We start from the raw sequence: 22,182 nt of genomic DNA, 5'->3' as shown, positions 1-22,182 counted from the left end.
GGGTCATGCCGGGGCCACCCCGCAGGTGAGCACGACCTCCACGCAGGCGCCACCCGGCAGCGAGGTGACGCCCACGGCCGCTCGGCTCGCCGCACCCGCCTCGCCCAGCAGCTCCTGCAGCCGTGCCGAGGCTCCGTCGGCCACCGCCGTGTGCTGCTCGAACCCCTCCGCGGCGTTGACGTAGACCGCCAGGTGCACGACCCGCTCGAGCTGCGCGCCCTCGAGCACGGAGACGGCGGCGGAGAGGGCGTTCGCGACCGCGATCGCGGCCGCCGACCGGGCGTCCTCGACACTGACGTCCTCGCCGACCCGGCCGCGGTGGGTCAGGGCGCCGTCGACGCGCGGGGTCATCCCGGCGGTGACGACCAGGTCGCCGTGGCGGACGGCCGGCACGTAGCCGCCCTGCGGTCTCGGCGGAGGCGGCAGCTGCTCGGAGAGCCGGTCAGAGAGCAAGCGCGACCCCGTCCATCCGTGGGTCCGCGGCGGCCTCGAGCACGCCGCGCTCGATGTCGTGGGCGATCACGCAGGCGGAGCCACCGGATCCGCCGCGCTGCGCGGACAGGCGGGTCACGCGGTGGCCCCAGCCCTCGAGCCGGGCGAGTGTCTCTTCCGGGATCCCCTCCTCGCAGCGGAGCTCGGCCGCATCGCCCAGCGCGTTCGCGTCGGACCCCGGGTAGACCGACACCCGAGGGAGGGACACCGCTCGCTGCGGGTCGTCGCCGTGGTCGACCAGGTGGCTGACCACCTGCATGTTCCACTGCACCTGCGCGTCGCCGCCGGGGCAGTTGCCGACCGCGACCAGGTCGTGGTCGTCGGCGAGCAGCCAGGCGTTGAGGGTGTGCAGCGGCTTGCGCCGGGGCCGCACCTCGTTGGGGTGGCCGTCGATCAGGTAGGCACCGCGGCCCAGCCTGTCGTTGAGCACCACGCCGGTGCCCGGGACTGTCGTGCGGGAGCCGAAGGTGAAGGCCAGTGAGTGGATGAAGCTCACCGCGGTCCCGTCGCCGTCCACGCACACCATGGAGGTCGTGTCGCCGTCGCGCACCCCGACCGCCGTGGTCGCCCGAGCCAGCCCGATCGCGTGCCGGGTCCGCCGCACCGCCGCATCCTCGAGGGCGGTGCGCCAGTGGTCGTTGTCGGCGCCGCAGTGGTCGAACCGGTGGCGGAACGCTGCCCGCGCGGCCTCGGCGAACCAGTGCAGGGACTCCGCGTCGAGCTGCTCGTGCTCACGCAGCACACCGTCCAGGACCCGCGCCTCGTGCAGCACCATCCAGCCGGCCGACGGCGGTGGGGTCTGGTGCAGCCGCATCCCGCCGTACGACGTCTCGACCGACGGCTCGGGCGCTGCGGCAGCGGCGAGCCGCCACTCCTCGCCGGAGAACGGCGCGCCGGCGTCGGCCAGTGTGCTGACCGCACGGTCGGCGAACCACCCCGTGTAGAACGCGCCGAGGTCGTCGGCGAGCCGGCGCATGGTGGCCGCGAGCTCCGGCTGCCGGAGCAGGTCGCCGATCCGCGGCAGCCGGCCGTCGGGAAGGTAGACCGCGGCCGTGCCCGGGTCGCGGGCGAGCACGGCCGCCTGCTCGGACAGGTCGCCCAGGGTCTTCGCCGTGCACGGGACGCCGTCCTCGGCGGCGCGGACCGCCGGCGCCCAGAGCTCCGCGAGCTCGCGGGTCGCGCGCTGCCTCAGGGTGGCGACCACGGCCGGTGCGCCCGGTACGGCAACCGACAACGGCCCCGCCAGCGGCAACGCGTCGAGCCCGCGCTCCCGGTAGAAGTCCGTGGTGCCGCCGTCCGGGCCGAAGCCACTGCCGTTCGACGTCCACGTGCGGCCGTCGGCCTCGCGCACCAGCACGAACGCGTCCCCACCGAGGCCGCACTGACCCGGCAGCACCAGCCAGGACATCGCGGCCATCGCGAGGGTCGCGTCGAACGCGTTGCCTCCCGACGCAAGCACCTCGGCGCCGACCTGCGAGACCGCGCGGTGGCTGGAGGTGACGGCACCCGAGGCGCCCAGGGCGGCGGATGGGCGGGGCGCGATCGGGTGGATGGTCACCGGTGGCCGCTCAGTCGCGGCGCAACCTGCGCCGGCGCGGGCCGCCGGCCTCGATGTCCGCCTGGCTCACGCCGACGTACACCTCACCGTCCTCCTCGCGCACCGGGTAGACCTGGATCGGCTCGGTGGCCGGCGGGTAGATCGGGTCGCCGGTGTCGAGGTCGAACACGCTGCCGTGGCAGGAGCACTTGATGCCGTCGTCGATCAGCTTCCCGCTGCTGAGCAGGCAGTCGAGGTGGGTGCAGTAGTTGCTGGTCGCGTAGGCCTTGCCGTGGAGCCGGGCCACCGCACATTCGAGCTCGCCGACGTAGAACCGCCGCACGTACCCGTCCGGCACCTGCCCGGACCTGGCCACGCGGTGGAAGACCACCTCGTCGTGGGCGGGCTTCTGCTCTGCATCGGTCATCAGGAGTCCTCGGGGGTGAAGTAGACGGTCTTCTCGCGCGTGTAGAACTGCATCATCGACGGACCGGCCTGCTCCTTGAAGGTCTGGGTGCTCGACCGGCGCAGCCCCCCGAACGGCGCGTTCATCGCCATGCCCGTGGTGGGCTGGTTGACCTTCACGACCCCGGCCTCGGCGTCGTGGGCGAAGCGCAGCGCGGTGTCGAGACTGCTCGTGACGATCCCCGCGGACAAGCCGTAGGAGGTGCCGTTGACGACCTGCACCGCCTCGTCGTAGGACGCGACGGTCAGGAAGGCGAGGATCGGCGCGAACACCTCCTCCTGTGCCAGCCGGTGGTCCGGGCGTACGCCGGTGAACACCGCGGGCCGGACGAAGTAGCCGCCGGACGGCGCGCAGCCGTGGGTCGGCGTCTCGAGCCGGCCCCCGTCGGCGCTCCCGACGCGCAGGTAGGCGTCGTACTTCTCGTGCTGGGGGAGGCTCGCCAGCGGCCCCATCGTGGTGCCCTCGGTCAGGCCGTCCGCGACCACCGCGGCCCTGGCCCGCTCCATCACCCGGTCGAGCAGCCCGTTGGCCACGCTCTCGTGGGCGACCACCCTCGAGGTGCCGGTGCAGGCCTGGCCGGACAGGCCGAAGGCTCCCTTGACGATGACGTCGGCGGCCCGGTCGAGGTCCGCGTCGTCCCAGACGACGAGCGCGTTCTTGCCGCCCATCTCGAGCTGGGTGCGCACCCACGGTGGCACGTTGCCGTGGATCGCCTCGCCGACCGCGGTCGAGCCGGTGAACGTCACCGCGCCGATGCGCGGGTCGGCGACCAGCGCCTTGCCGACGTCGGCATGGCCGTGCACCAGGGCCAGCGCCGAGCCCGGTACGCCGGCCTCGACCAGCGCCTCGACCAGCCGCTGCCCGAGGAGCGGCGTGAGCTCGCTGGGCTTGAACACGACACCGTTGCCGGCGGCGAGCGCCGGGCCGAGCTTGCGCGAGGGGATATTGAGCGGGAAGTTCCACGGCGTGATCGCCGCGACCACCCCAACCGGCTCGCGCATGGTGACGACCAGGCCGTCGCCCGGCGCCTGGATGCTCTCGCCGTTGAGGCGCAGGCTCTCGCCGGCGTACATCCGGAGGTTCTGGGGCGTCCGGCGGGCCTCGACCCGCGCCTCGGCCAGGGTCTTGCCCTCCTCGCGGACCAGCTCGACCGCCAGCGCGTCGGCGCGCTCGGCCAGCAGGTCGGCCGCCTTGAGGAGGACGTCGGCCCGGGTCTCGGGCGGGGTCTCCGCCCAGGCGTGGTAGCCGTTCGCGACGTGCTCGACCGCCTGCTCGACGTCGCCCGCGTCGCTGTCGGGAGCGACGACCACGACCTCGTCGATGCGGGCGGGGTTCTCGCGCTGGTAGGTGCGGCCCGACCCGGCGCCGACCCACTCGCCGCCGACGAAGTTGGAGACGGTGGCGACGTCGGTGGTGGTCGCGGCGCTCACGCGAGCCCCTCGAGGGCTTCGAACAGGTCGGCCTCGCGGTCGGCGAGCACCGCGTCCGGGACGGCGACTCCCGTGGTGATGAGCTCGCGAGCCACGGCGATGTCCTCGCCGGCGTCGACGGCGAACGCCGCGGTGACCCGGTCGCCGGCCAGGAAGAAGGCGGTCCACGCGCCCTCGGCGAGGTCTCCGCGCACGACCATCCGGTCATCGGCGTGGGCGTGGCCGACGTGCTGGAGGTTGTGGCCGAACTGGTCGGACCAGAACCAGTGCGGCTCGTCGTAGACGACATCCTCGCCGAGCATGCTCCGCGCAGCCACCGCGGCCTGCCGGCTCGCGTTGTCGAAGTGCTCCACCCGCACCCGGCGGCCCAGGCCCGGGTGCACGTGGTGGGCCACGTCTCCCGCGGCGAACACCCGGTCCTGGCTGGTCCGGCACCGCTCGTCGACGAGGACGCCGCCGTCCACGTCGAGACCGGAGTCGACCGCCAGCTCGGTGTTCGGCACGGCGCCCACCCCGACCACGACCACGTCGGCCTCGACGTCGCCGCGCGTGGTCGCGACCACGAGCCGGCCGCCCGTGCGCGTCACGGTCTGCACCGCGGTGTCGACGCGCACGTCGACGCCGGCGTCCTGCTGGAGCCGGGCGCAGGCCGCGCCGAGCCGGGGACCGATGGCCATCGCCAGCGGCACCGGCCCCGCCTCCAGCAGCGTGACGTGCGCTCCGCGGTCGACCGCGCTCGAGGCGACCTCGCCGCCGATGAAGCCGCCGCCGACCATGACCACGCGAGCACCCGGCACCAGCGCGTCCCGCAGCGCATCGGCCTCGTCGCGGAAGCGGAGGTGGAAGACCCCCTCACCGTCGACCCCCGGCAGCCGCCTCGCCCGGGCACCCGTCCCGAGGAGCACCGCGTCCGCGGCGATCGACGACCCGTCGTCGACCAGGACCGCACCGTCCGCGGCGCTGACCTTGAGCGCGCGGGTGCCGGTGCGCACCTCGACGTCGTTGTCCTCGGTCCACTGCTCGGGGAGCAGCACCAGGCCGCTGTCGTCGCCCGCACTCAGGTATTCCTTGGAGAGCGGGGGTCGCTGGTAGGGCCGGTGCGGCTCCTCTCCCACGACCACGATGCGTCCGTCGTACCCCCGGCGGCGCAGCGTGCGGGCCGCGACCGCCGCGACCTGTCCGCCGCCGACGAGCACGAACGCGCCGGCGCTCATCGCGCCGCGGCTTCCCGCTCGAGGCTCACCGAGACGGTGCCATCGTCGTCGACGTGGACGGGGTAGGTCGTCGTGCACCGGTCCTGCCCCTCGGCCTCACCGGTCTCGGGGTCGAACTTCCACTGGTGCCCGGGGCAGATCACCTTGCCGAACAGGATCGCGCCCTTGCTCAGCTGGCGCTGCTCGTGGATGCAGGTGTCGGCCAGGGCATAGACCTTCCCGTTGATCCAGAACAGCGCGATCGTCGTGTCCTCGACGGTCACCGCGGTGCGCTTGCGCGCCTGCAGGTCCCGCAGCCGCGCCACCGCGTGCCACTCCGTCATGCCGGGGTTCCTCTCGTGCTGTCTCGGTCGGCTCGGCGGTGCCCGCCGCTGCTGCCCGGCTCAGGCCGAGCCGAGCAGCTCCTCGACCATGACCACGCCGTCGCCGCCGGCGTCGGCGCCGAGGTCCGGCGCGACGTAGGTGTCGTAGAGCGAGCGGGTGTAGGCGTAGCGCATCTCGGCACCCCAACGCACGTACTGCAGGCAGCGCTGCTGGAGGTCGGGCGTGTCCGCGCACTCGAGCACGATCTGGTAGCCGCGCTCGCCGTGCACCTCGTCGGAGGTGATGTGCAGGTCGAAGAACTCGATCTCGTCCTCGGTGAAGCCGTACGCCTCGCGCAGCGGGACGATCTGCTTCTTGTAGATCGTGGGCACCTGCGACTCGAGGCCGACCACGAGGGCCGCGGTCGCGACCGCGAAGTGCTCGCGCATCGACGTGGCGTAGCACCAGCTCTGCAGGCCGCGGGTGACCGCGTTCATGTTGTTGGGGTCCTCGATCCGCTCCCTGGTGGTGCCGCAGGCCTCGGCGAAGCGGATCAGCAGGTCGGTGTGGCGGATGTCGGCCAGCTCCTCCTCGTACATGTTCTGCAGGAGGAAGTCCTTGGCGTCGGTGAAGCGGTCCGGGGTGTTGCCGTAGATGTAGCCGAGGTAGTCGGCGAACGGGCCGACGTAGTGGTAGTGGTTCTCGGCCCAGCGCGCGAAGTGGTGGCGCTGCAGCTTGCCGTCGGCCCAGGCCTGGGAGAACGACGCGTTGGCCGCCTCCCGGCCCTTGATCGCGTCCTTGAGGGCGGCGCGGAACTCGTCGTGCGAGAGCAGCTCGGGCATCTCGTCATTCCTCTCGTGGGTAGCTGTGAGTCTCGAAACTAGGTGCGCGACCACGAGGCGGCCCACAGTCGAAGTGCACACATCAACGATGATTTCTCGTGCAGCTTCACCAGCGTTCCGCCGGGTCCCCGCTGGCACCATCTGTCCGGTGAGCAAGCCGCTGAGCGAGGGGGTGCTGCGTGCGTCGACCGGCGTCAGCGGTGCGCAGCGCAACCGGCTGGTGGTGCTGTTGGCGCTGGTCAGCGGGGCCACGGACGCGACCGGCTTCCTGGCGCTCGGCGGCGCCTTCACCTCGGTGATGACCGGCAACATGGTGCTGATGGGCGTCGCCGTCGGGTCGGGCGACGCCTCGCTGGTCGTGCTGTTGCTCTCGGCCTTCGGGGGGTACGTCGCCGGCGCCGCGCTCGGCACCAGGGTGGCCGGCACGCCACAGCCCGACGACCCGCCCTGGCCCGCCGCGGTGTCGCGTGCCCTGACGATCGAGCTCGGGTTGTTCGCGGTGTTCGCGGTGGCATGGTGGCTGCACGGGAACGACCCGTCGCAGGGCTGGGCCCCGCCCCTGCTCGCCCTCACCGCGATGGCCCTCGGGGTCCAGAGCAGCGCGATCCTGCGGTTCGGGGTCCCGGGGCTCTCGACCACCTACCTGACCGGGACCCTGACCACGGTGGTGGTGCGGCTGGTGAGCCGGCAGCCGCTGCACACGGTCCGCCACTCCGCGGCACTCCTGTGCGGGCTGGTAGCGGGGGCCGCGGCCGGTGCGGGCCTGGTGACCCTGCTCCCTGCCGGGGCTCCGGCCCTGCAGCTGGTCCTCCTGGGTGCGGTGCTCGTCTCGGCCCGGACGCCGCGCCACGAGCGGGTCGCGGCGTGACGACCCCGCGACGGGCATGAGCGGCGGCGTACCGGCCTGGGTCTGGGCGCTCACCGTCCTGGGCTTCATGGGCGTCGTCGCGTTCGACCTGCTCGTGATGGCCCGGCGGCGCACCCAGGTGTCCACCCGCGCCGCGCTGCTCTCCCTGCTGGCCTACGTCGGGCTGGCCGTGCTCTTCGGAGCCGGGTTGTGGCTGTGGGGACCCGCGCACAGCGGTCCGGAGTTCGCCGCGGGCTACGTGACCGAGTACAGCCTCAGTGTCGACAACCTGTTCGTGTTCCTGCTCGTGATGTCCCGGATGCAGGTGCCCGCGGTGGCCCAGGACCGGGTGCTGTTCATCGGCATCGTGCTGTCACTGGTCATGCGGGCGGTGTTCGTGCTCGCCGGCGCGGCCGCGATCTCAGCGGCGACGTGGACCTTCTACGTCCTCGGCGGCTTCCTGCTCTACACCGCGGTCGTCCTGGCCCTCGAGGACCAGGACGACGACACCCCCGACGAGCACCGGGTCGTGGCCGGACTGCGACGGTGGCTGCCCCTCACCGAGGACTACCACGGCTCGCGGTTCGTGGTGCGGGACGGAACCCGGCTGCTGGGCACACCGCTGGTGCTCGCGATCAGTGCGATCGCGGTGGCCAACGTGGTGTTCGCGGTGGACTCGATCCCGGCGATCTTCGGGCTGACGACCAACGCCTACGTCGTCCTCGCCGCTAACGCCTTCGCGCTGCTGGGGCTGCGCCAGCTCTACTTCGTGGTCGAGTCGCTGCTGACCCGGCTGCGCTTCCTCAGGGCCGGCCTCGTCGTCATCCTCGGCTTCATCGGGGTCAAGCTCGTCCTCGAGGCGATGTGGGAGACCCACGTCCGTCACCTCGCGACGTGGCAGGTGCCCCAGGTCTCGACCTCGTTCTCGCTCGCGGTGATCGTCGGCGTGCTCGCCGTCGTGACCGTGGCCAGCCTGGCCACCGAGCCGGCCGCCGGCGCCACCGAGGAGTGAGGGGCGGACCGGCCGCGGTCCGTCCACCCTCGCACTCACGGCACGGGGCCGAGGCGCCGACCGGGTTAGCATCGCCCGGTGATCTTCAAGCGCGTCGGCGAGGGGAGGCCGTACCCCGACCACGGCCTGTCCTCCAAGGCCTGGGCGGCCGTCCCGCCGCGCCAGGTCCGGCTCGACGAGCTGGTCACCACCAAGGACACCCTGCAGCTCGCCGCTCTCCTCGACGAGGACTCGACGTTCTACGGCGACCTGTTCGCCCACGTCGTGGAGTGGCAGGGCGAGTACTACCTGGAGGACGGCCTGCACCGGGCCCTGCGCGCGGCGCTGCAGCAGCGCAACGTGCTGCACGCGCGCGTCCACACGATGGCGGGCTGACCCTGTGCGGGAGTGGCAGCTGACAGCGCGGCTGCGCACGGCGATCACCCTGGCGGCGCTGCTCCTGCTGATGCTCCTGGGCATCACCTGGGGCTGGGCCCAGGTCCTCAAGCCGTTCCCGGGCAAGGTGGACGCGCCGATCTGCGTCGACACGACCTACCGGACGGGCGATGAGCTGTCCGTCCAGGACGTCACGGTCAGCGTCTTCAACGCCAGCGCCCGCGAGGGGCTGGCGGCCCGCACGCTGCAGCAGCTGGAGGACGCCGGCTTCTCCGGCGGCGAGACCGCCAACGCGCCGAAGGGCACCGCGCTCAGCGGGCCCGCCGAGATCTGGGTCAAGAAGCCCGACGACCCGGGCGTCAAGCTCCTGCGCAAGCGGGTCGGCAAGGTGCCGGTCGTGGAGCACCCCGAGAACACCGCCGCCGGCATCACCCTCGTCGTCGGCGACCAGTTCGGCGACCTCCAGGACGGACCGGACTCGGTCGTCCTCACCGACGACGCGGTGGTGTGCAGCCCGCCGGTGGACTGAGCGCCGACGGGCCGGCAGACCTGGGGCCGAGGCCCGCTGGGCTCAGCGCAACCACTGCGCCAGCCGCCCCTTGGCGCTGACCTGGCGGAGCCGCTCCTCGGTCTGCGCCCGGTGCTTGCGGGGGGCGACCACGAGGAGCTCGTCGCCGTGCTTGAGGACCGTCCGGCGCTCGGGCACCAGGGTCTCGCCGTCGCGGATGATGATCGAGACCGACGACCCGGGCGGCAGCCGGAGCTCGCCGACCTCGACCCCGTGCATCTTCGAGGTGGGCGCAATGGTGATCTGGAGCAGGTCCGCGGCGATGCGCTCCAGGGGCGCCGCCTCGATCTCGAGGCCGCGCGGCTCGGAGCGGCGGGCCACCCGGAGCACCTTGGCCGCCAGCGGCAGCGTCGGGCCGGTGACCAGCGTGTAGACCACGACCATCACGAAGACGATGTCGAAGAGGTCCTCGGCGTCGTGGCTCCCCTCCGCGAGCGGGATGGTCGCGAGCACGATCGGTACGGCGCCGCGCAGCCCCGCCCAGGAGATGAACGCGAGCTCGCGTGGCGGCAGCGGCTGGACCAGCGCGCTGACCGCGACCGAGACGGGCCGGGCGACGAGCGTCAGCACCAGGCCCGAGGCCACGGCGAACGCCACGGTCCCCACGTCGATCCGCGCGGGCGAGAGGAGCAGCCCCAGCATGACGAACAGCCCGATCTGCGCCAGCCAGGCCAGCCCCTCGGCGAACGACCGGGTGGCCGAGCCGTGCGGGAGCTCGGAGTTGCCGAGCACCAGCGCGGCGACGTAGACCGCGGCGAACCCGGACGCGTGCGCCACCGACGACCCGCTGTAGGCCATGAAGCAGAGCGCCATGACGGCCAGCGGGTAGAGGCCGGACGAGGGCAGCGCCAACCGCCGCATCACCCAGGCGCCCGCGAACCCCGTCGCCAGCCCCAGCGCCGTTCCGGCGAGCAGCTCGTAGGCGATCAGGCCGCCGTTGTAGGCCAGGCCGTGGTCGGACAGGGCTCCGGTGGCGATGAGGGTGACCAGCACGATCGTCGGGGCGTCGTTGAGGCCGGACTCCGCCTCGAGAGCGCCGGTGAGCCGCTTGGGGAGTGGGACGACGCGCAGCACCGAGAAGACCGCCGCGGCGTCGGTCGGCGAGGTGACGGCGCCGAGCAGGACCGCGGTCTCCCACTCGAAGCCGAGCAGGTAGTGGGTGCCGGCCGCGACGACGAGCACGCTCACCGCGACGCCGACGGTGGCGAGTGAGAGGCCCAGCCGAATCGACTGGCGGAGGTCCGGCCATGACGTGGTCAGACCACCTTCGGCCAGGATCACCACCAGTGCCGCGAACCCCAGGGCGTGAGCGAGCTCGGCGTCCTCGAAGCCGATCCCGAGCCCGGCCTCGCCGAGCGCGACGCCCATCAGGAGGTAGAGGAGCAGCGACGGCAGCCTGGTGCGTGACGAGACGCGGACGGCGAGGATGGCCAGGAACGTGACGACCGACCCCCACAGCACGAACACGTCGAGCTGGTGGACGTCGAAGTTCATGCCGCCTCGGGGTCCACGCGGGTACGTGCTCCGTCGGCGCGCAGCGCCCCCATCTCACGGGTACGTGGGGTGGACATGTCACCTCGCTCGATCGGGGTGGCGGGGCACCACCCTACCGAGCACTCAACCCGCGCCTGCGCTCAGAACGATCCGGTGGACGCCCAGACGGGCGCGACCTCCCTGCGGTACCTCCTGCCGAAGATCGCCCCGATGATCGCCAGGACCGGCCCGGGCACGCTCTGGCGCAGCGCGGCCTTCTCGTCGGGGGTCGCGCCGTCCTCCATCCAGGCGAAGAACGTCCCGGCCGCCGGAGGCCCGGACCGGCGGGCGAACTGCTTGCTCATCTGCTTGTACGCCGGGTGGTCCGGGTTGGCGGCCAGCACCGGCTCGGTCTCCTGCTCCTCGTGGTCGAGGTGGGTGACCGTGGTGGTCTCGAGCTTCGCCATCGCCGCCGCGGCGGTGTCGGCGTCGGCGCGGCCGGCACTTCGAGCGAGCTGCTCCATGGTGGCCCGCGCGGCCGCGAGGTCGGCCGCCATGGCCTCGTGCTCCCCGTCGAAGGTCGCGATCGACGACTCCGCGACCCCCATCGCCTTCAGCGCCGGCCAGGCGATCTCGTGCTCGCCCTCGTGGTGCTCGGTCAGCTGCGCGTCGAAGTTCTGCCACGCTCGGTGCAGGGCCGCCGCACGGTCCCGGTCCCCGTCCCGGAACGCGTCGAGCGCGGCCCGGAACCGCGTGAGGTCCCGGCGTACGGCGCAGTGGATCACCTTGTTCATGCTCATGCTCGCGGCCATGGCCCCACCCTAGGTCCGAGCGCGCTCGTGCTCGCCTCCGACGAGGTCGATCAGGATCACACCGTGCAGGATTCCACCTAACTAGAACTTGTTCTAGTCTGGCGCTCGTGGCCGGCACCGACCTCCCCGAGGTCCGCTCCGCGACGGAGGTGGCCGCCGGCGCGCCGTCGTACGACGTCGTGGTGGTGGGCTTCGGGATCGCCGGCGGGTGTGCCGCGCTCGAGGCGGCCCGGGCCGGCGCGCGGGTGCTGATCCTCGAGCGGGCGGCGGTCCACGGCGGGACCTCGTCGATGTCCGGGGGCCACTTCTACCTCGGCGGCGGCACCGCGGTGCAGCGGGCGACCGGCCACGATGACTCCGTCGAGGAGATGGTGACCTACCTGACCATCACCTCGAAGGAGCCCGAGCCCGACAAGATCCGCGCCTACTGCGAGGGGTCGGTGTCGCACTTCGACTGGCTGGAGTCGCTCGGCTTCCGGTTCGAGCGCTCGTACTACCCGGAGAAGGCGGTGATCCAGCCCGGGACCCAGGGGCTGATGTACACCGGCAACGAGAAGGTGTGGCCGTTCATCGACCAGGCCCGGCCGGCACCGCGTGGTCACAAGGTGCCGGTGCCGGGCGACACCGACGGGGCCCGGCTGGTGATGGACCTGCTGCGCGATCGGGTCGAGGAGGCGGGGGTCGAGGTCCGTTACGAGACCGGCGCCGGCCACCTCGTCACCTCCGACGACGGCCGGGTCGTCGGGGTGGAGTGGAGGTCGTTCGACAGGTCCGGCGTCGTCCTGGCCGGCGCCGTCGTGCTGGCCGCCGGCGGCTTCGTGATGAACCCCGACATGGTCGCCGCCCACACGCCGGCGCTCGGCTCGAAGCTGTTCACCCTCGGCTCGACCTACGACGACGGGCTGGGCATCAGGCTCGGCGCCTCGGTCGGAGGCGAGCTCAAGCACATGGACGAGCCGTTCGTCACCGCCCCGTTCTACCCGCCGTCGGTGCTGGTCACCGGGGTCGTCGTGAACCGAGACGGCGAGCGGTTCGTGGCCGAGGACAGCTACCACGCGCGGACGTCGTACCACGTCATGCACCAGCCGGGGCAGGTCGCCTACCTCATCGTCGACAGCGCCCACATCGAGCACCCGACGATGCCGCTGGTGCCCTTCATCGACGGCTGGGAGACCGTCGAGGAGATGGAGCAGGGGCTGGACCTCCCGACCGGCTCGCTGGCGAAGACCCTCGACCGCTACAACGAGCACGCGGCGCGCGGCAATGACCCCGACTTCCACAAGCACCCCGACTGGCTGGCCCCGCAGAACCATGGCCCGTGGGGTGCCTACGACCTGTCCCTGGGCAGGGCGCTCTACGCCGGCTTCACCCTCGGCGGGCTGCGGACCACCGTCGACGGGCAGGTCCAGCGCGCGGACGGCTCGCTCGTCGAGGGGCTCTACGCCGCCGGCGCGTGCGCCTCCAACATCGCCCAGGACGGCGCCGGCTACTGCTCGGGAACCCAGCTCGGCGAGGGGTCGTTCTTCGGGCGGCGGGCGGGGCGGCACGCCGCTCGCGGCTCGGGTGGATGAGTCACCGGATATCAGGGGACCCATCCGGTTCTGTGCCGAGATCTCGCTACAGAAGCTCAGGGGTCACCGGATATCCGGTGACCGCAACCACCCGTAATCTCGGCCCATGACGTCCACCGCCGACCGCTGGCAGGTGGCCTCGCGCGCCAACGTGCCGCCGTTCCACGTGATGGACCTGCTGGCCGCGGCGCACACCCGGCAGCGGACCCACGGCGACCTGGTCGACCTGCTGGCCGGGCAGCCCAGCACCGGCGCCCCGGCGCCGGTCCGTGACGAGGCGGTCCGGCTGCTGCACAGCGGCGACCCGCTCGGCTACACGCCGTCCACCGGGATCCTCGAGCTGCGTGAGGCGATCGCGGGCCACCACCGGCGTACCTACGGCGTGGAGGTCGACCCCGACGAGGTCATCGTCACGACGGGCAGCAGTGGCGGGTTCCTGCTGGCGTTCCTCGCGGCGTTCGAGGCAGGCGACAAGGTGGCGATGGCCCGCCCGGGCTACCCGTGCTACCGCAACGTGCTCACCGCGCTGGGCATCGAGGTGATCGAGATCCCCACCGGCCCTGAGACCCGCTTCCAACCGACCGTCGAGCAGGTCGCCGAGCTCCACGATCGGCACCGGCTGAAGGGCCTCGTGGTCGCCAGCCCGGCCAACCCCACCGGCACGATGCTGCTGCCCAGCGAGCTCGCCGCTCTGGCGCGGTGGTGCGAGGCGGAGCAGGTGCAGCTGATCAGCGACGAGATCTACCACGGCATCGAGTACGCCGAGGAGAAGCTCGCGCACAGTGCGTGGGAGACCTCCCGCGAGGCGGTGGTCTTCGCGAGCTTCTCGAAGTACTTCTCGATGACCGGCTGGCGGATCGGCTGGATGCTGGTGCCCGACCGGCTGCGCCGCGCCTGCGAGGTGCTCACCGGCAACTTCACGATCTGCCCGCCGGTGCTCGCCCAGCGAGCGGGCGTGGCGGCGTTCACCGAGGCGTCGTACGACGAGCTCGACGGCCATGTGCGGCGCTACGCCGGCAACCGCCGGATCCTCCTCGAGGGTCTGCCGCGGCTGGGCATCACCGAGCTGGCGCCGGCCGACGGCGCCTTCTACGCCTACGCCGACGTGGGCCACCTGACCCAGGACTCGATGGCCCTCTGCCACGAGGTGCTCGCCCGGACCGGTGTCGCCATGGCGTCCGGCATCGACTTCGACACCGAGGTCGGGAGCCGTTTCGTACGGATCAGCTTCCCCGGGCGCGCGGCGACGATCGAGGAGGCCCTCGACCGGCTGTCCACAGTTCTCTGACGGGCGTTTCGACCAGCGTCCCTCCCGGGCAGAAGCCGGGTCATGTACGGCGACACCGAGGCGATCCGCGGGCTTGCCCGCACCATGCGCGAGCAGGGCGAGGCGCTGCGCTCCGAGGCGGCCACCCTGCTGGCGCGCGCCGAGAGCGTGCCCTGGCAGGGAGTGGCCGCCGACGCGATGCGGGCCCGGGTGCGGGCCCAGGCGGCCGCCCTCGGCCGCACCGCCGAGCTCTCCGACGTGGCTGCGGTCGCCCTCGACCACCACGCCGAGGAGGTCGATCGTCGAAAGGCGCTGATCGCCGAGATCGAGCACCGGGTGACGGCGCTGGTCTCGGCGGCGAGGGACCGGCTGGCCGGCCTGGTGTCCAGCGTGCTGCCCGACCCGGTGGACGAGCTGCTGGCTGGGTTCGTGCCGCCCCCGCACGGCCACCGCGACTGGCTCCTGGTCGACCTGCCGGGGCTGTCCCGTGGGTGACGCCGAGGTCGTCGACGTCCGTGGCGGGGCGGCCGGTGTCGCCGCGTCCTACGCTGCCGCCCGCACGCTGGCCGAGGCCTTCGACACCGCCGGCGACCGGCTCCGCGGCTGGGGTGAGTCCGGCCTGCGGGTGATGCGCGACCCCGACCTGCTCGAGTCCGGGCTGCTGGCGCCCGGCTCGTGCGCGGCCGCGGAGGCGGCGGTGCTGGAGGCGACGGGCGGGCCCGACGGCGTGGTGGCGGCATCGCTCGGCTGGGAGGCCGACGCGGTCGGCGTCCGGGCGGCCATCGAGTGCCTCGAACTGACCGACGACGCCGTGCGGGCGGCCGTGACCGGGCTCGACCACCAGCTCGCGCTCGCCGTCCTCCCGGAGGCCGCCGCGGTGGTCGTCACCGACCCCGACCTGCTCACCGAGGCGCCCGGGCTCCTCGAGCACGTGGTGAACGGGCTCGGCGGACCGCTCGCGGCCGGGCTCCTCACCGTGCCCTTCGGCGGGCCGGGCCGGCCGGTCGTCACTCCCTACGTCGCCGACCTCGACACCGGACGGCCGACCACCGTCCGCGGCCTCCTCGAGCACCTGCACCAGGTCGCCTCGCTCTCCGGCGGCCCGGACTCCCCGGCCAACGGCACCGTGGAGGTCCAGACGATCACCGCTCCCGACGGCACCGTCCGGCACGTGCTCTACCTTCCCGGCACCGACGACTTCAACGCCCCGTGGGACCAGGACAGCGACGTCCGCGACCTCGAGACCGACCTCGACGCGATGGGCGGCCGGCCCGACGCCTACCAGCAGGGCATCCTCGACGCGCTCCACGAGGCCGGCGTCGGCGCGGGCGAACCGCTGCTGGTCGTGGGCCACTCGCTCGGCGGCATGGAGGCCGCCGCGCTCGCCGCGCACCACCACGGGCTCCAGGTCACCGACGTCGTGACCGCGGGGTCACCGACCGCCCAGGTCGCGGGCTTCCCGCCGGGCACCCACGTGCTCTCCCTCGAGCAGCTCGGCGACATCGTCCCGGAGCTCGACGGCGCGCCCAACCCCGACTCCGTGGAGCAGACGACGGTCACCTTCGACGCCCACCCGGACGGCGGCGTCCTCGGCCACCACTCCTACGACGCCTACGAGCAGGGCGCCGGGCTGGTCGACGCGTCGACCGACCCGTCGGTGGTCGACCTCGTGCAGTCGCTCCACGACCACGGCTACCTCGGGACGGGAGGGACGGTGATCAGCCAGGTCTTCCAGATCACCCGAGCGCCGTGAGCCGCCCGCGGCGTACTCCCGATGTTCACCCGGCGGCCGCAACCGTTGCAGGTTGACGGCATCTTGGCGGGCGCCTGCGGGTCTAGCGTCATTTGGTCCGGTTCTCGTCGACGTCAAGGAGCGAACATGGGCGTTCGTCCGCGTCACCTCAGGAGCACGTCAGGGCTCGCCGCCACCGCGCTGTTGGTCGGCTCCGTCGCAGGAGCAGTCGCCGCCACTCCGGCCGCTCCGGCGGCCGCCAGCGCCCCCTCGAGCTGCCAGCTCGGCAACGGTGTCCAGCACGTGATCAACATCGTCTTCGACAACGTGCACTTCTTCCGGGACAACAAGTTCGTCCCGTCCGACCTCGAGCAGATGCCGCACCTGCTCAGCTTCCTCGAGTCGAACGGCACGGTGTTCTCCAACTCGCACACGCCGCTGATCGCCCACACCGCCGACGACAGCCTGACGATCTACACCGGTCTCTACGGCGACCGGCACGGCCAGCCGCTGACCAACACCTACAACGTCTACCAGCCCGGCGGCGGCACCCACACCGCGACGTCGTTCACCTACTGGACCTCGCCGATCATCGACACCGGCGTGAGCCCGGCGGCGCCGAGCGCGGTCGACGCGGCGCCGTCGATGACCTACTCCGACACCGTCCCGGCGAGTGGTGCTCCCAACCGCGTCACTCCCGCACCGTGGGTCCCGTTCACCCGTGCCGGCTGCACGGTCGGTGACTTCTCGACGGCCAACATGGTGCTCGAGAACGCGACGGTCGACGTCCCGACGGTCTTCGGCGCCGGCTCGCCAGAGGCCCTGGAGACCGCGGCGAACCCCGACCCGTTCAAGGACATCCAGGTCGCGAAGTACGTCGGTGAGGCGATCCACTGCGCCCAGGGCGCCGCTGTCTGCGCGAGCTCGCCTCGCGCGGTCACCGACGCGCTGCCGACCGAGCCCGGCGGCTACGACGGCTACCAGGGACTGTTCGGCGCGCAGTACGTCGCGCCGGCCATCGGTGGTGGGCCCAACGTGTTCCACAACGGCTACCGGGTCACCGATGCCAACGGGAACCTCGTCGACCTCGACGGCAACACTCTCCAGGAGCCCTTCTCCCACACCCCCGGGTTCCCCGGCTTCAACCCGACCGCGTCGCAGAGCCTCGCCGTCCTGGCAGACATGCAGGAGGCGGGCATCCCCGTCACCTACGGCTACATCTCCGACACCCACGACAAGAAGAGCGGCGCCACCGGCTGCACCTCGCCCGGCAACGCGCTCGGCCCGGGTGACGCCTGCTCCGTCGCCGCGCTGAAGAGCTACGACGAGGCCTTCGAGAAGTGGTTCGAGCGGCTCGCGGCGGACGGCATCACGCCGGCGAACACGGTGTTCGTCATCGGCGCCGAGGAGAACGACCAGTTCGCCGGCGCGAACGCCGTCGGCCGTAACACCCAGCCGACCCCGGCCGGCTGCGACGGCGTGACCGTTGCCTGCCACTACACGAACACCCAGGTCGGCGAGCTCCAGGCCAACATCAAGGGGCTGCTCTCGACCACGGCGAGCGCCACCACGCAGTACGACGTGCAGCCGCAGGGCGCGTCGATCTACGTGCACGGGCAGCCCGCGGCGGACGACCCGGCCGTGCGCCAGCTGGAGCGCGACACGGCAGGGATGAAGTCGAGCCTCACCTACAGCGGCGTCCCGAACGAGCAGATCGCGAAGTACCAGGCCGGCGCGCTGGAGCAGCGGGTGCTGCACATGCAGACCAACGACCCGCTGCGCACGCCGACGTACTCGATCTTCCCGATGCCGGACTACTTCTTCTCGACGAGCGGGACACCGAACGTCCTGATCAACAACGGCTTCGCCTACGACCACGGCTACTACTCGCCGAACATCGACATCACCTGGGCAGGGATGGCCGGGCCGGGAGTCGCGGTGCACGGTGTGGACGGGCCGGGGCCGACCGGCGGCAACGAGTCGCAGGACCCGAACTCGACGCACACGGTGCCCGAAGCCAGCGCACAGGGCACGTGGGTCGAGGAGGCCGACCTGCGACCGACGCTGCTGCACCTCGTCGGCCTGCAGGACGACTACCAGACCGACGGTCAGGTGATCACACAGGCGCTCACCCACCCCAACAGCGCGCTCGCCCAGGTCGCCGAGCTCGGGGAGCTCTACCAGCAGGTCAACTCCAGCGTTGGCGCGTTCGCGACCGACACGCTGATCGCGGACTCGAAGGCGCTGGCCAGCGGTTCGGCGTCCGACGACTCTCGCTACGCCGACGAGCAGGACACGCTCGCGGAGCTGGCCGCGCACCGCGACCGAGTGGCGACGCTGATGAAGGCGACCCTCGCCCGGGCAGCGATGGGGATCGTCCCCGGTCATGGCGAGATGCAGTCCGAGATGGCCCAGGCCCGGGCGCTGCTGAAGCAGGCTGCCCAGCTGGCAGCGCACACCTGACCGGTTCGTGGCCCTGCTGCGGCGCGTGCCGCCGCAGTGGGGCCACGCTCACCCGACCCTCGCGAGCTCCTCGGGCGTGAGCTCCAGGTCGGCAGCGGCGAGGTTCTCGAGCAGGTGCGCCTCGCTGCTGGTCCCAGGGATGACGAGCACATGCGGGCCGCGGCTGAGCGCCCAGGCCAGCCGGACCTGCGCCGGCGTGGCGCCGTGCGCGCGGGCGACCTCACTCACGCGGTCGTGCGCGGCCACGCCGCCGGCCTCGCGACCCTCACCGGTGAGCGCGAAGAACGGCACGAAGGCGATCCCGGCCGCACCGCAGCTGTCGACCAGGTCGTCGTTGACCCGGCCGAAGTCGAGGGCGTACCGGTTGGAAACGGCCACGACCGGGGCGATCTCCTGCGCCTGCACCAGGTGCTCGGGCCGGATGCTGGAGAGGCCGAGGTGGCGGATCAGCCCTGCCTCGCGGAGCTCGGCCAGCACGCCGAAGTGCTCCGCCACCGACTCCAGCCCGCTCTGGCGGAGGTAGACGAGGTCGAGCCGGTCGCGACCGAGCGCGCGGAGATCGGCCTCGACGAGGCCGCGGAGCTGGTCGGGACGGGCCATCCCGTGCTCGGTCGGACCGACCTTGGTCGCGACCACCAGCCCGTCGTCGTACGGCGCCAGCGCCTCGCGGATCAGCTCGTTGGCGACGTCCAGCGACGTGAAGCCGGTCGGCCCCTCGGCCTTGTTGGCGACGCTGGGGTAGAACGCCGCGGTGTCGATGTGGTCGACTCCGAGCTCGACGGCCCGGCGCAGGAGCCGCACCGCCCCCTCGCGGTCGGCGGCGGTGAACCCCGCACGCAGCAGACGCTTCGCCCCGAACCCGACGCGATTGACCTTCAGGTCCCCGAGAACACCTTTGTCCATCCACAAGGCCTAACACATCCGCGGCAGCTCCGCGGCACGGGTTTCGGGGCGGCGTCGAGGGGTAGGTGGTGCCCTGAGGAGGCGGACCCCATGTACGGCGACACCGAGGTGATGCGCAAGCACGTCGGACGGCTGCGCGAGCAGGCCGACGAGATCCGGTCGATGGCCGACCAGCTCGTGGCCCGCACCGAGGCCGTCACCTGGGCCGGCCGCGCAGGAGACGCGATGCGCGAACGGATCCGCGAGCGGGCCGCGCGGCTGCGCGAGGCCGCCGACCGGCACGACGTCGCGGCCCACACGCTCGAGACCCACACCGTGCTCGTCGGCGAGCTCAAGGACTCCATCGCCGACAACGAGCGCCGGGCCACGGCGCTGCTCGACGACGGCGCACTGCCGAGGTTCGAGCCACCCGCCCCCGGGCACAAGGACTGGCTGGCGGTCACGCTTCCGGGACTCCCCGAGCCGAGGTCATGACCTGACGTGGCGACGATCGACCTCGGTCCACCCCGTCCGACCCCGCACGACCTCCTGGACGGGCTCCCCCGCCGGGTGGCGCTGACGCTGCCCGAGCTGCACCTGGTGGCCGCGCGCGCCAACGGCGCGCCGCTGCCGTTCGACCTGCGCGACGCCGACGCGGCTGACCGTGGCCTCGACGACCGGCTCGGGCGCAGCCGCGGCTCCGACGACCACGCGGCGTACGCCGCAGCACTGGGCCGGCTGCACGACCCGGCCACCTCGCTCTCCCGCCGCGGGCTGCTGGTCGGCGGTCCCGACGACGGCGCCGTTGACGAGGGACTCCTCGGCGCGGTCGGCCTGCTGGCCACGCCGGCCGTGGCGGTCGACCTCGACATCGCGGCCGGACCGGTTCAGGTGAAGTCGTGGCACCGGCAGAGCGGAGGCGCGGTCGCCGCGCTGTCCACCCAGGACGGGCTCGTCTTCGAGCTCGCCTGGTTCCCGACCTGGGCGTGGGCCGCCGAGCTGGCGCGGGCCGCCGTCGTACCCGAGGACCTGCCGCTGACCGACTCGGTCGTCCCGGACCGCCTCGACCTTCCGCACGAGCTCGCGGACGCAGCGATCGAGGCCACCCGCACCCACCGCGCCGACCTGGTTCCGGTGCTCGTGCGGCAGCAGCGCGGGACGGTCACCGACGGTGCGGGCCGGGAGCTCACCGACAGCGACGTGGTCTCGGTGCTCACCGGCCTGGCCACCGAGGCGCGCGGCCGGCTGCGGGCACTGGTCGCCGACGTCTCCGGCGACGAGACCACGACGGTCGGGGTGCTGGCGTGGACCCTGGTTGGCGACGGCTGGCGAGCGATGCGCGGCCACCACGCCGAGGAGGGCCTCCGGCTGGAGGTGGCCCGGGTGATCCCGGAGGACCTCGCCGCCGAGCTCGCGCCGGTGCTCGCGGAGGTGTGTGCATGACCGTCCGGGTGGCCGACCGGTCCGACAAGTACGACCAGCTGCTGGCGCTGGCCGGCGTCTTCGACCGGGCCGGCGAGGAGCTGCGGGCGATGAGCGCGCTCGGCGCGGAGGTGCTGCGCGACGACGCGGTCGCCGACTCCGCCGAGCTGTCGTCGTCCTCGCACGCCCGGGCCGAGGAGGACATCCGCGCCGCGACCACCGGCAAGCACGGCCTGCTCTCGCGCTCGATCGAGCTGGACGCCGACGCGCTGGTGGTCCGCGCGACCGTCCTGACCTACCAGTGGATCGACGACCTGCGCGCCACCGCCTACGAGACGCTCGGCGCCGTGGCCGGACGGGCGATCGGCTACCTCGCCCCGAGTGTCGCGCTCGGCGGCGCCATCATCAGCGCCGGGCTGATCGAGACCGACGCGCTCGACCGCGACGGGCTCGCCGGTTACCTCAGTGAGCTGGCCGCCACCAACCCCGAGCTGCTCGACCACGTCGTCTCGGGTGGCGGAGGCCTGCTCGACGGCCTCCAGATGCGCTCGGCGCTGACGTCCGGACTGATCTCGGGTGAGTCCGGCCGTCAGGCCGCGCGCGGCGGGCTGCGGGCGGTGGGGGTCGACCCGATGCGCCAGGACTCCGCCGCGGCGCTCCGCGACGTCGCCGGCGGTCTCCTGGCCGGTCCTCGAGCCCCGCTCGACGTGTCGCCGGCGGTCGAGGCACCGCGGGTGCCGACGTCGCTGACCGACCTGATGACCACGCTCGAGTCGCTCGACGGCCGGGTGCTCGTGCACCGGACCAGCCCCGCGCGCTACATCGCCTACGTCGGTCGGCCGCCGGCCCAGCCCGCACCGGACGACGGCCCGGCGCTGCGGCTGGCGTCGGGCGATCTCACCCCCTACGCCACTGAGGTGGCCGGCACGATCGCGGCCGCGGTGGCCGGTGACGACGAGCCGCGCGTGATGGTCGTCGGCATCGGCGCCGGCGGCGTGGTGGCCGCCGAGCTGGGCGCGCACCCGCGCCCCCTGCCGTTCGTGGTCGACCAGGTGGTCACCGCCGGCGCCCCGGCCGCGCAGGTGCCTCGGCTGCCGGACGCCATCCGGATGCTCGCGCTCGAGGACCGCGCCGACCCGGTGGCACTCCTCGGGTCGCTGGTCAGCGCGCCCGACACCAACCGCATGACCGTCGTCTTCGACGCAGCCGGCTCATCCGCCGAGGGCGTCTACGTCGCCGGCGCCCGGGCCGCCGACGCCTCCCCCGCGGTCGCCGAGGAGCTCGCCCGGCTCCGGTCGCTGGGCTACCTCGCGCCCGCCTGAGCGGGTCGCTGGCGGATGGGATGGGTCACCGGATATCAGGTGACCCATCCGCTTCTGTGCCGAGATCTCGGTACAGAAGCTCAGGGGTCACCGGATATCCGGTGACCCCGACGTCTCCCGTGGGTGCCCGCGCGCCCACCGGACGGTGGGTT

At 72.8% G+C, this 22,182-nt stretch carries 22 protein-coding genes; 12 read left to right on the top strand and 10 right to left on the bottom strand.

The annotated features are described in order from the left end of the window. Window positions 1-3: 3 nt before the first annotated feature. The 7 genes from VFV89_RS17490 to VFV89_RS17460 are packed head-to-tail and all read right to left on the bottom strand — an operon-like array spanning window position 4 to window position 6,284. Window positions 4-453 (bottom strand): RidA family protein, encoded by a 450-nt coding sequence (locus VFV89_RS17490; RefSeq protein WP_329707243.1) that lies wholly within the window; start codon window positions 451-453, stop codon window positions 4-6. Further along, window positions 443-2,050 (bottom strand): gamma-glutamyltransferase family protein, encoded by a 1,608-nt coding sequence (locus VFV89_RS17485; protein WP_329707242.1) that lies wholly within the window; start codon window positions 2,048-2,050, stop codon window positions 443-445. Before VFV89_RS17485 ends, VFV89_RS17490 begins: the two co-directional genes overlap by 11 nt. A gap of 10 nt (window positions 2,051-2,060) precedes the next feature. Continuing rightward, the gene (locus VFV89_RS17480) at window positions 2,061-2,456 is read right to left on the bottom strand and encodes a Rieske (2Fe-2S) protein (RefSeq protein ID WP_329707241.1); all 396 of its coding nucleotides are present in this window, start codon (window positions 2,454-2,456) and stop codon (window positions 2,061-2,063) included. Next, window positions 2,456-3,925 (bottom strand): aldehyde dehydrogenase family protein, encoded by a 1,470-nt coding sequence (locus VFV89_RS17475; RefSeq protein ID WP_329707240.1) that lies wholly within the window; start codon window positions 3,923-3,925, stop codon window positions 2,456-2,458. Before VFV89_RS17475 ends, VFV89_RS17480 begins: the two co-directional genes overlap by 1 nt. Beyond that, window positions 3,922-5,139, bottom strand: coding sequence for an NAD(P)/FAD-dependent oxidoreductase (locus VFV89_RS17470; protein ID WP_329707239.1), 1,218 nt, complete (start codon window positions 5,137-5,139; stop codon window positions 3,922-3,924). Before VFV89_RS17470 ends, VFV89_RS17475 begins: the two co-directional genes overlap by 4 nt. Continuing rightward, the gene (locus VFV89_RS17465) at window positions 5,136-5,462 is read right to left on the bottom strand and encodes a Rieske (2Fe-2S) protein (protein WP_329707238.1); all 327 of its coding nucleotides are present in this window, start codon (window positions 5,460-5,462) and stop codon (window positions 5,136-5,138) included. The genes VFV89_RS17470 and VFV89_RS17465 overlap by 4 nt, the downstream gene beginning before the upstream one ends. A gap of 60 nt (window positions 5,463-5,522) precedes the next feature. Then, complete coding sequence (locus VFV89_RS17460; RefSeq protein WP_329707237.1) at window positions 5,523-6,284, bottom strand: iron-containing redox enzyme family protein; 762 nt, start codon at window positions 6,282-6,284, stop codon at window positions 5,523-5,525. A 148-nt stretch (window positions 6,285-6,432) separates the two neighbouring features. On the opposite strand from VFV89_RS17460, the gene VFV89_RS17455 reads away from it, so the two are divergent. The 4 genes from VFV89_RS17455 (at window position 6,433) to VFV89_RS17440 (ending at window position 9,047) form a co-directional block, all read left to right on the top strand. Beyond that, window positions 6,433-7,152 (top strand): YoaK family protein, encoded by a 720-nt coding sequence (locus VFV89_RS17455; RefSeq protein WP_329707236.1) that lies wholly within the window; start codon window positions 6,433-6,435, stop codon window positions 7,150-7,152. A gap of 16 nt (window positions 7,153-7,168) precedes the next feature. Next, window positions 7,169-8,143: a TerC/Alx family metal homeostasis membrane protein gene (locus VFV89_RS17450; protein ID WP_329707235.1), complete on the top strand. Its 975-nt coding sequence runs from the start codon at window positions 7,169-7,171 to the stop codon at window positions 8,141-8,143. Between the two features lie 78 nt (window positions 8,144-8,221). Next, window positions 8,222-8,518: a type II toxin-antitoxin system VapB family antitoxin gene (locus VFV89_RS17445; RefSeq protein WP_329707234.1), complete on the top strand. Its 297-nt coding sequence runs from the start codon at window positions 8,222-8,224 to the stop codon at window positions 8,516-8,518. Between the two features lie 4 nt (window positions 8,519-8,522). Continuing rightward, a complete protein-coding gene (locus tag VFV89_RS17440) occupies window positions 8,523-9,047 on the top strand; it encodes a LytR C-terminal domain-containing protein (RefSeq protein ID WP_329707233.1) in 525 nt (174 codons plus the stop codon). Between the two features lie 42 nt (window positions 9,048-9,089). On the opposite strand, the gene VFV89_RS17435 is transcribed toward VFV89_RS17440, so the two are convergent. Then, complete coding sequence (locus tag VFV89_RS17435; protein WP_329707232.1) at window positions 9,090-10,580, bottom strand: potassium/proton antiporter; 1,491 nt, start codon at window positions 10,578-10,580, stop codon at window positions 9,090-9,092. A gap of 140 nt (window positions 10,581-10,720) precedes the next feature. Continuing rightward, window positions 10,721-11,371 carry a hemerythrin domain-containing protein gene (locus VFV89_RS17430; RefSeq protein WP_329707231.1) on the bottom strand — a complete coding sequence of 217 codons (651 nt, stop codon included), beginning with the start codon at window positions 11,369-11,371 and terminating at the stop codon, window positions 10,721-10,723. Window positions 11,372-11,478: 107 nt separating this feature from the next. On the opposite strand from VFV89_RS17430, the gene VFV89_RS17425 reads away from it, so the two are divergent. The 5 genes from VFV89_RS17425 to VFV89_RS17405 all read left to right on the top strand — a co-directional run bounded on the left by VFV89_RS17425 (window position 11,479) and on the right by VFV89_RS17405 (window position 18,404). Beyond that, window positions 11,479-12,942, top strand: a complete 1,464-nt coding sequence (locus VFV89_RS17425; RefSeq protein ID WP_329707230.1) for an FAD-binding protein — start codon at window positions 11,479-11,481, stop codon at window positions 12,940-12,942. Between the two features lie 106 nt (window positions 12,943-13,048). Beyond that, complete coding sequence (locus VFV89_RS17420) at window positions 13,049-14,230, top strand: pyridoxal phosphate-dependent aminotransferase (RefSeq protein WP_329707229.1); 1,182 nt, start codon at window positions 13,049-13,051, stop codon at window positions 14,228-14,230. Window positions 14,231-14,272: 42 nt separating this feature from the next. Then, entirely contained in the window at window positions 14,273-14,704 is a 432-nt protein-coding gene (locus VFV89_RS17415; protein ID WP_329707228.1) for a hypothetical protein, read from the top strand. Further along, window positions 14,697-15,962: a hypothetical protein gene (locus tag VFV89_RS17410; protein WP_329707227.1), complete on the top strand. Its 1,266-nt coding sequence runs from the start codon at window positions 14,697-14,699 to the stop codon at window positions 15,960-15,962. The genes VFV89_RS17415 and VFV89_RS17410 overlap by 8 nt, the downstream gene beginning before the upstream one ends. A gap of 126 nt (window positions 15,963-16,088) precedes the next feature. Then, a complete protein-coding gene (locus VFV89_RS17405) occupies window positions 16,089-18,404 on the top strand; it encodes a hypothetical protein (RefSeq protein ID WP_329707226.1) in 2,316 nt (771 codons plus the stop codon). 48 nt (window positions 18,405-18,452) lie between these two features. Here the strand turns inward: VFV89_RS17405 and VFV89_RS17400 are convergent, their stop codons facing one another. Further along, on the bottom strand, window positions 18,453-19,307 hold the full coding sequence (locus tag VFV89_RS17400) for an aldo/keto reductase (RefSeq protein ID WP_329707225.1): 855 nt from the start codon (window positions 19,305-19,307) through the stop codon (window positions 18,453-18,455). 90 nt (window positions 19,308-19,397) lie between these two features. Here VFV89_RS17400 and VFV89_RS17395 point away from each other — a divergent pair, with 90 nt between their 5' ends. The 3 genes from VFV89_RS17395 to VFV89_RS17385 are packed head-to-tail and all read left to right on the top strand — an operon-like array spanning window position 19,398 to window position 22,030. After that, window positions 19,398-19,781, top strand: coding sequence for a hypothetical protein (locus VFV89_RS17395; RefSeq protein WP_329707224.1), 384 nt, complete (start codon window positions 19,398-19,400; stop codon window positions 19,779-19,781). 6 nt (window positions 19,782-19,787) lie between these two features. Continuing rightward, on the top strand, window positions 19,788-20,729 hold the full coding sequence (locus VFV89_RS17390) for a hypothetical protein (RefSeq protein WP_329707223.1): 942 nt from the start codon (window positions 19,788-19,790) through the stop codon (window positions 20,727-20,729). Beyond that, a complete protein-coding gene (locus VFV89_RS17385; protein ID WP_329707222.1) occupies window positions 20,726-22,030 on the top strand; it encodes a hypothetical protein in 1,305 nt (434 codons plus the stop codon). The genes VFV89_RS17390 and VFV89_RS17385 overlap by 4 nt, the downstream gene beginning before the upstream one ends. Window positions 22,031-22,182 lie beyond the last annotated feature (152 nt).

Source organism: Nocardioides sp. (genome assembly GCF_036274455.1).
Classification (GTDB): Bacteria; Actinomycetota; Actinomycetes; order Propionibacteriales; family Nocardioidaceae; genus Nocardioides.
The sequence above is the reverse complement of the archived record's forward strand: the minus strand, read 5'-3'. Positions and strand labels throughout refer to the sequence as shown.

Coding starts and splice junctions, on each gene's coding strand:
- VFV89_RS17480 (WP_329707241.1), bottom strand. CDS start 2,456: ATGACCGATGCAGAGCAGAAGCCCGCCCACGACGAGGTGGTCTTCCAC.
- VFV89_RS17470 (WP_329707239.1), bottom strand. CDS start 5,139: ATGAGCGCCGGCGCGTTCGTGCTCGTCGGCGGCGGACAGGTCGCGGCG.
- VFV89_RS17465 (WP_329707238.1), bottom strand. CDS start 5,462: ATGACGGAGTGGCACGCGGTGGCGCGGCTGCGGGACCTGCAGGCGCGC.
- VFV89_RS17460 (WP_329707237.1), bottom strand. CDS start 6,284: ATGCCCGAGCTGCTCTCGCACGACGAGTTCCGCGCCGCCCTCAAGGAC.
- VFV89_RS17450 (WP_329707235.1), top strand. CDS start 7,169: ATGAGCGGCGGCGTACCGGCCTGGGTCTGGGCGCTCACCGTCCTGGGC.
- VFV89_RS17435 (WP_329707232.1), bottom strand. CDS start 10,580: ATGAACTTCGACGTCCACCAGCTCGACGTGTTCGTGCTGTGGGGGTCG.
- VFV89_RS17430 (WP_329707231.1), bottom strand. CDS start 11,371: ATGGCCGCGAGCATGAGCATGAACAAGGTGATCCACTGCGCCGTACGC.
- VFV89_RS17420 (WP_329707229.1), top strand. CDS start 13,049: ATGACGTCCACCGCCGACCGCTGGCAGGTGGCCTCGCGCGCCAACGTG.
- VFV89_RS17415 (WP_329707228.1), top strand. CDS start 14,273: ATGTACGGCGACACCGAGGCGATCCGCGGGCTTGCCCGCACCATGCGC.
- VFV89_RS17405 (WP_329707226.1), top strand. CDS start 16,089: ATGGGCGTTCGTCCGCGTCACCTCAGGAGCACGTCAGGGCTCGCCGCC.
- VFV89_RS17400 (WP_329707225.1), bottom strand. CDS start 19,307: ATGGACAAAGGTGTTCTCGGGGACCTGAAGGTCAATCGCGTCGGGTTC.
- VFV89_RS17395 (WP_329707224.1), top strand. CDS start 19,398: ATGTACGGCGACACCGAGGTGATGCGCAAGCACGTCGGACGGCTGCGC.
- VFV89_RS17385 (WP_329707222.1), top strand. CDS start 20,726: ATGACCGTCCGGGTGGCCGACCGGTCCGACAAGTACGACCAGCTGCTG.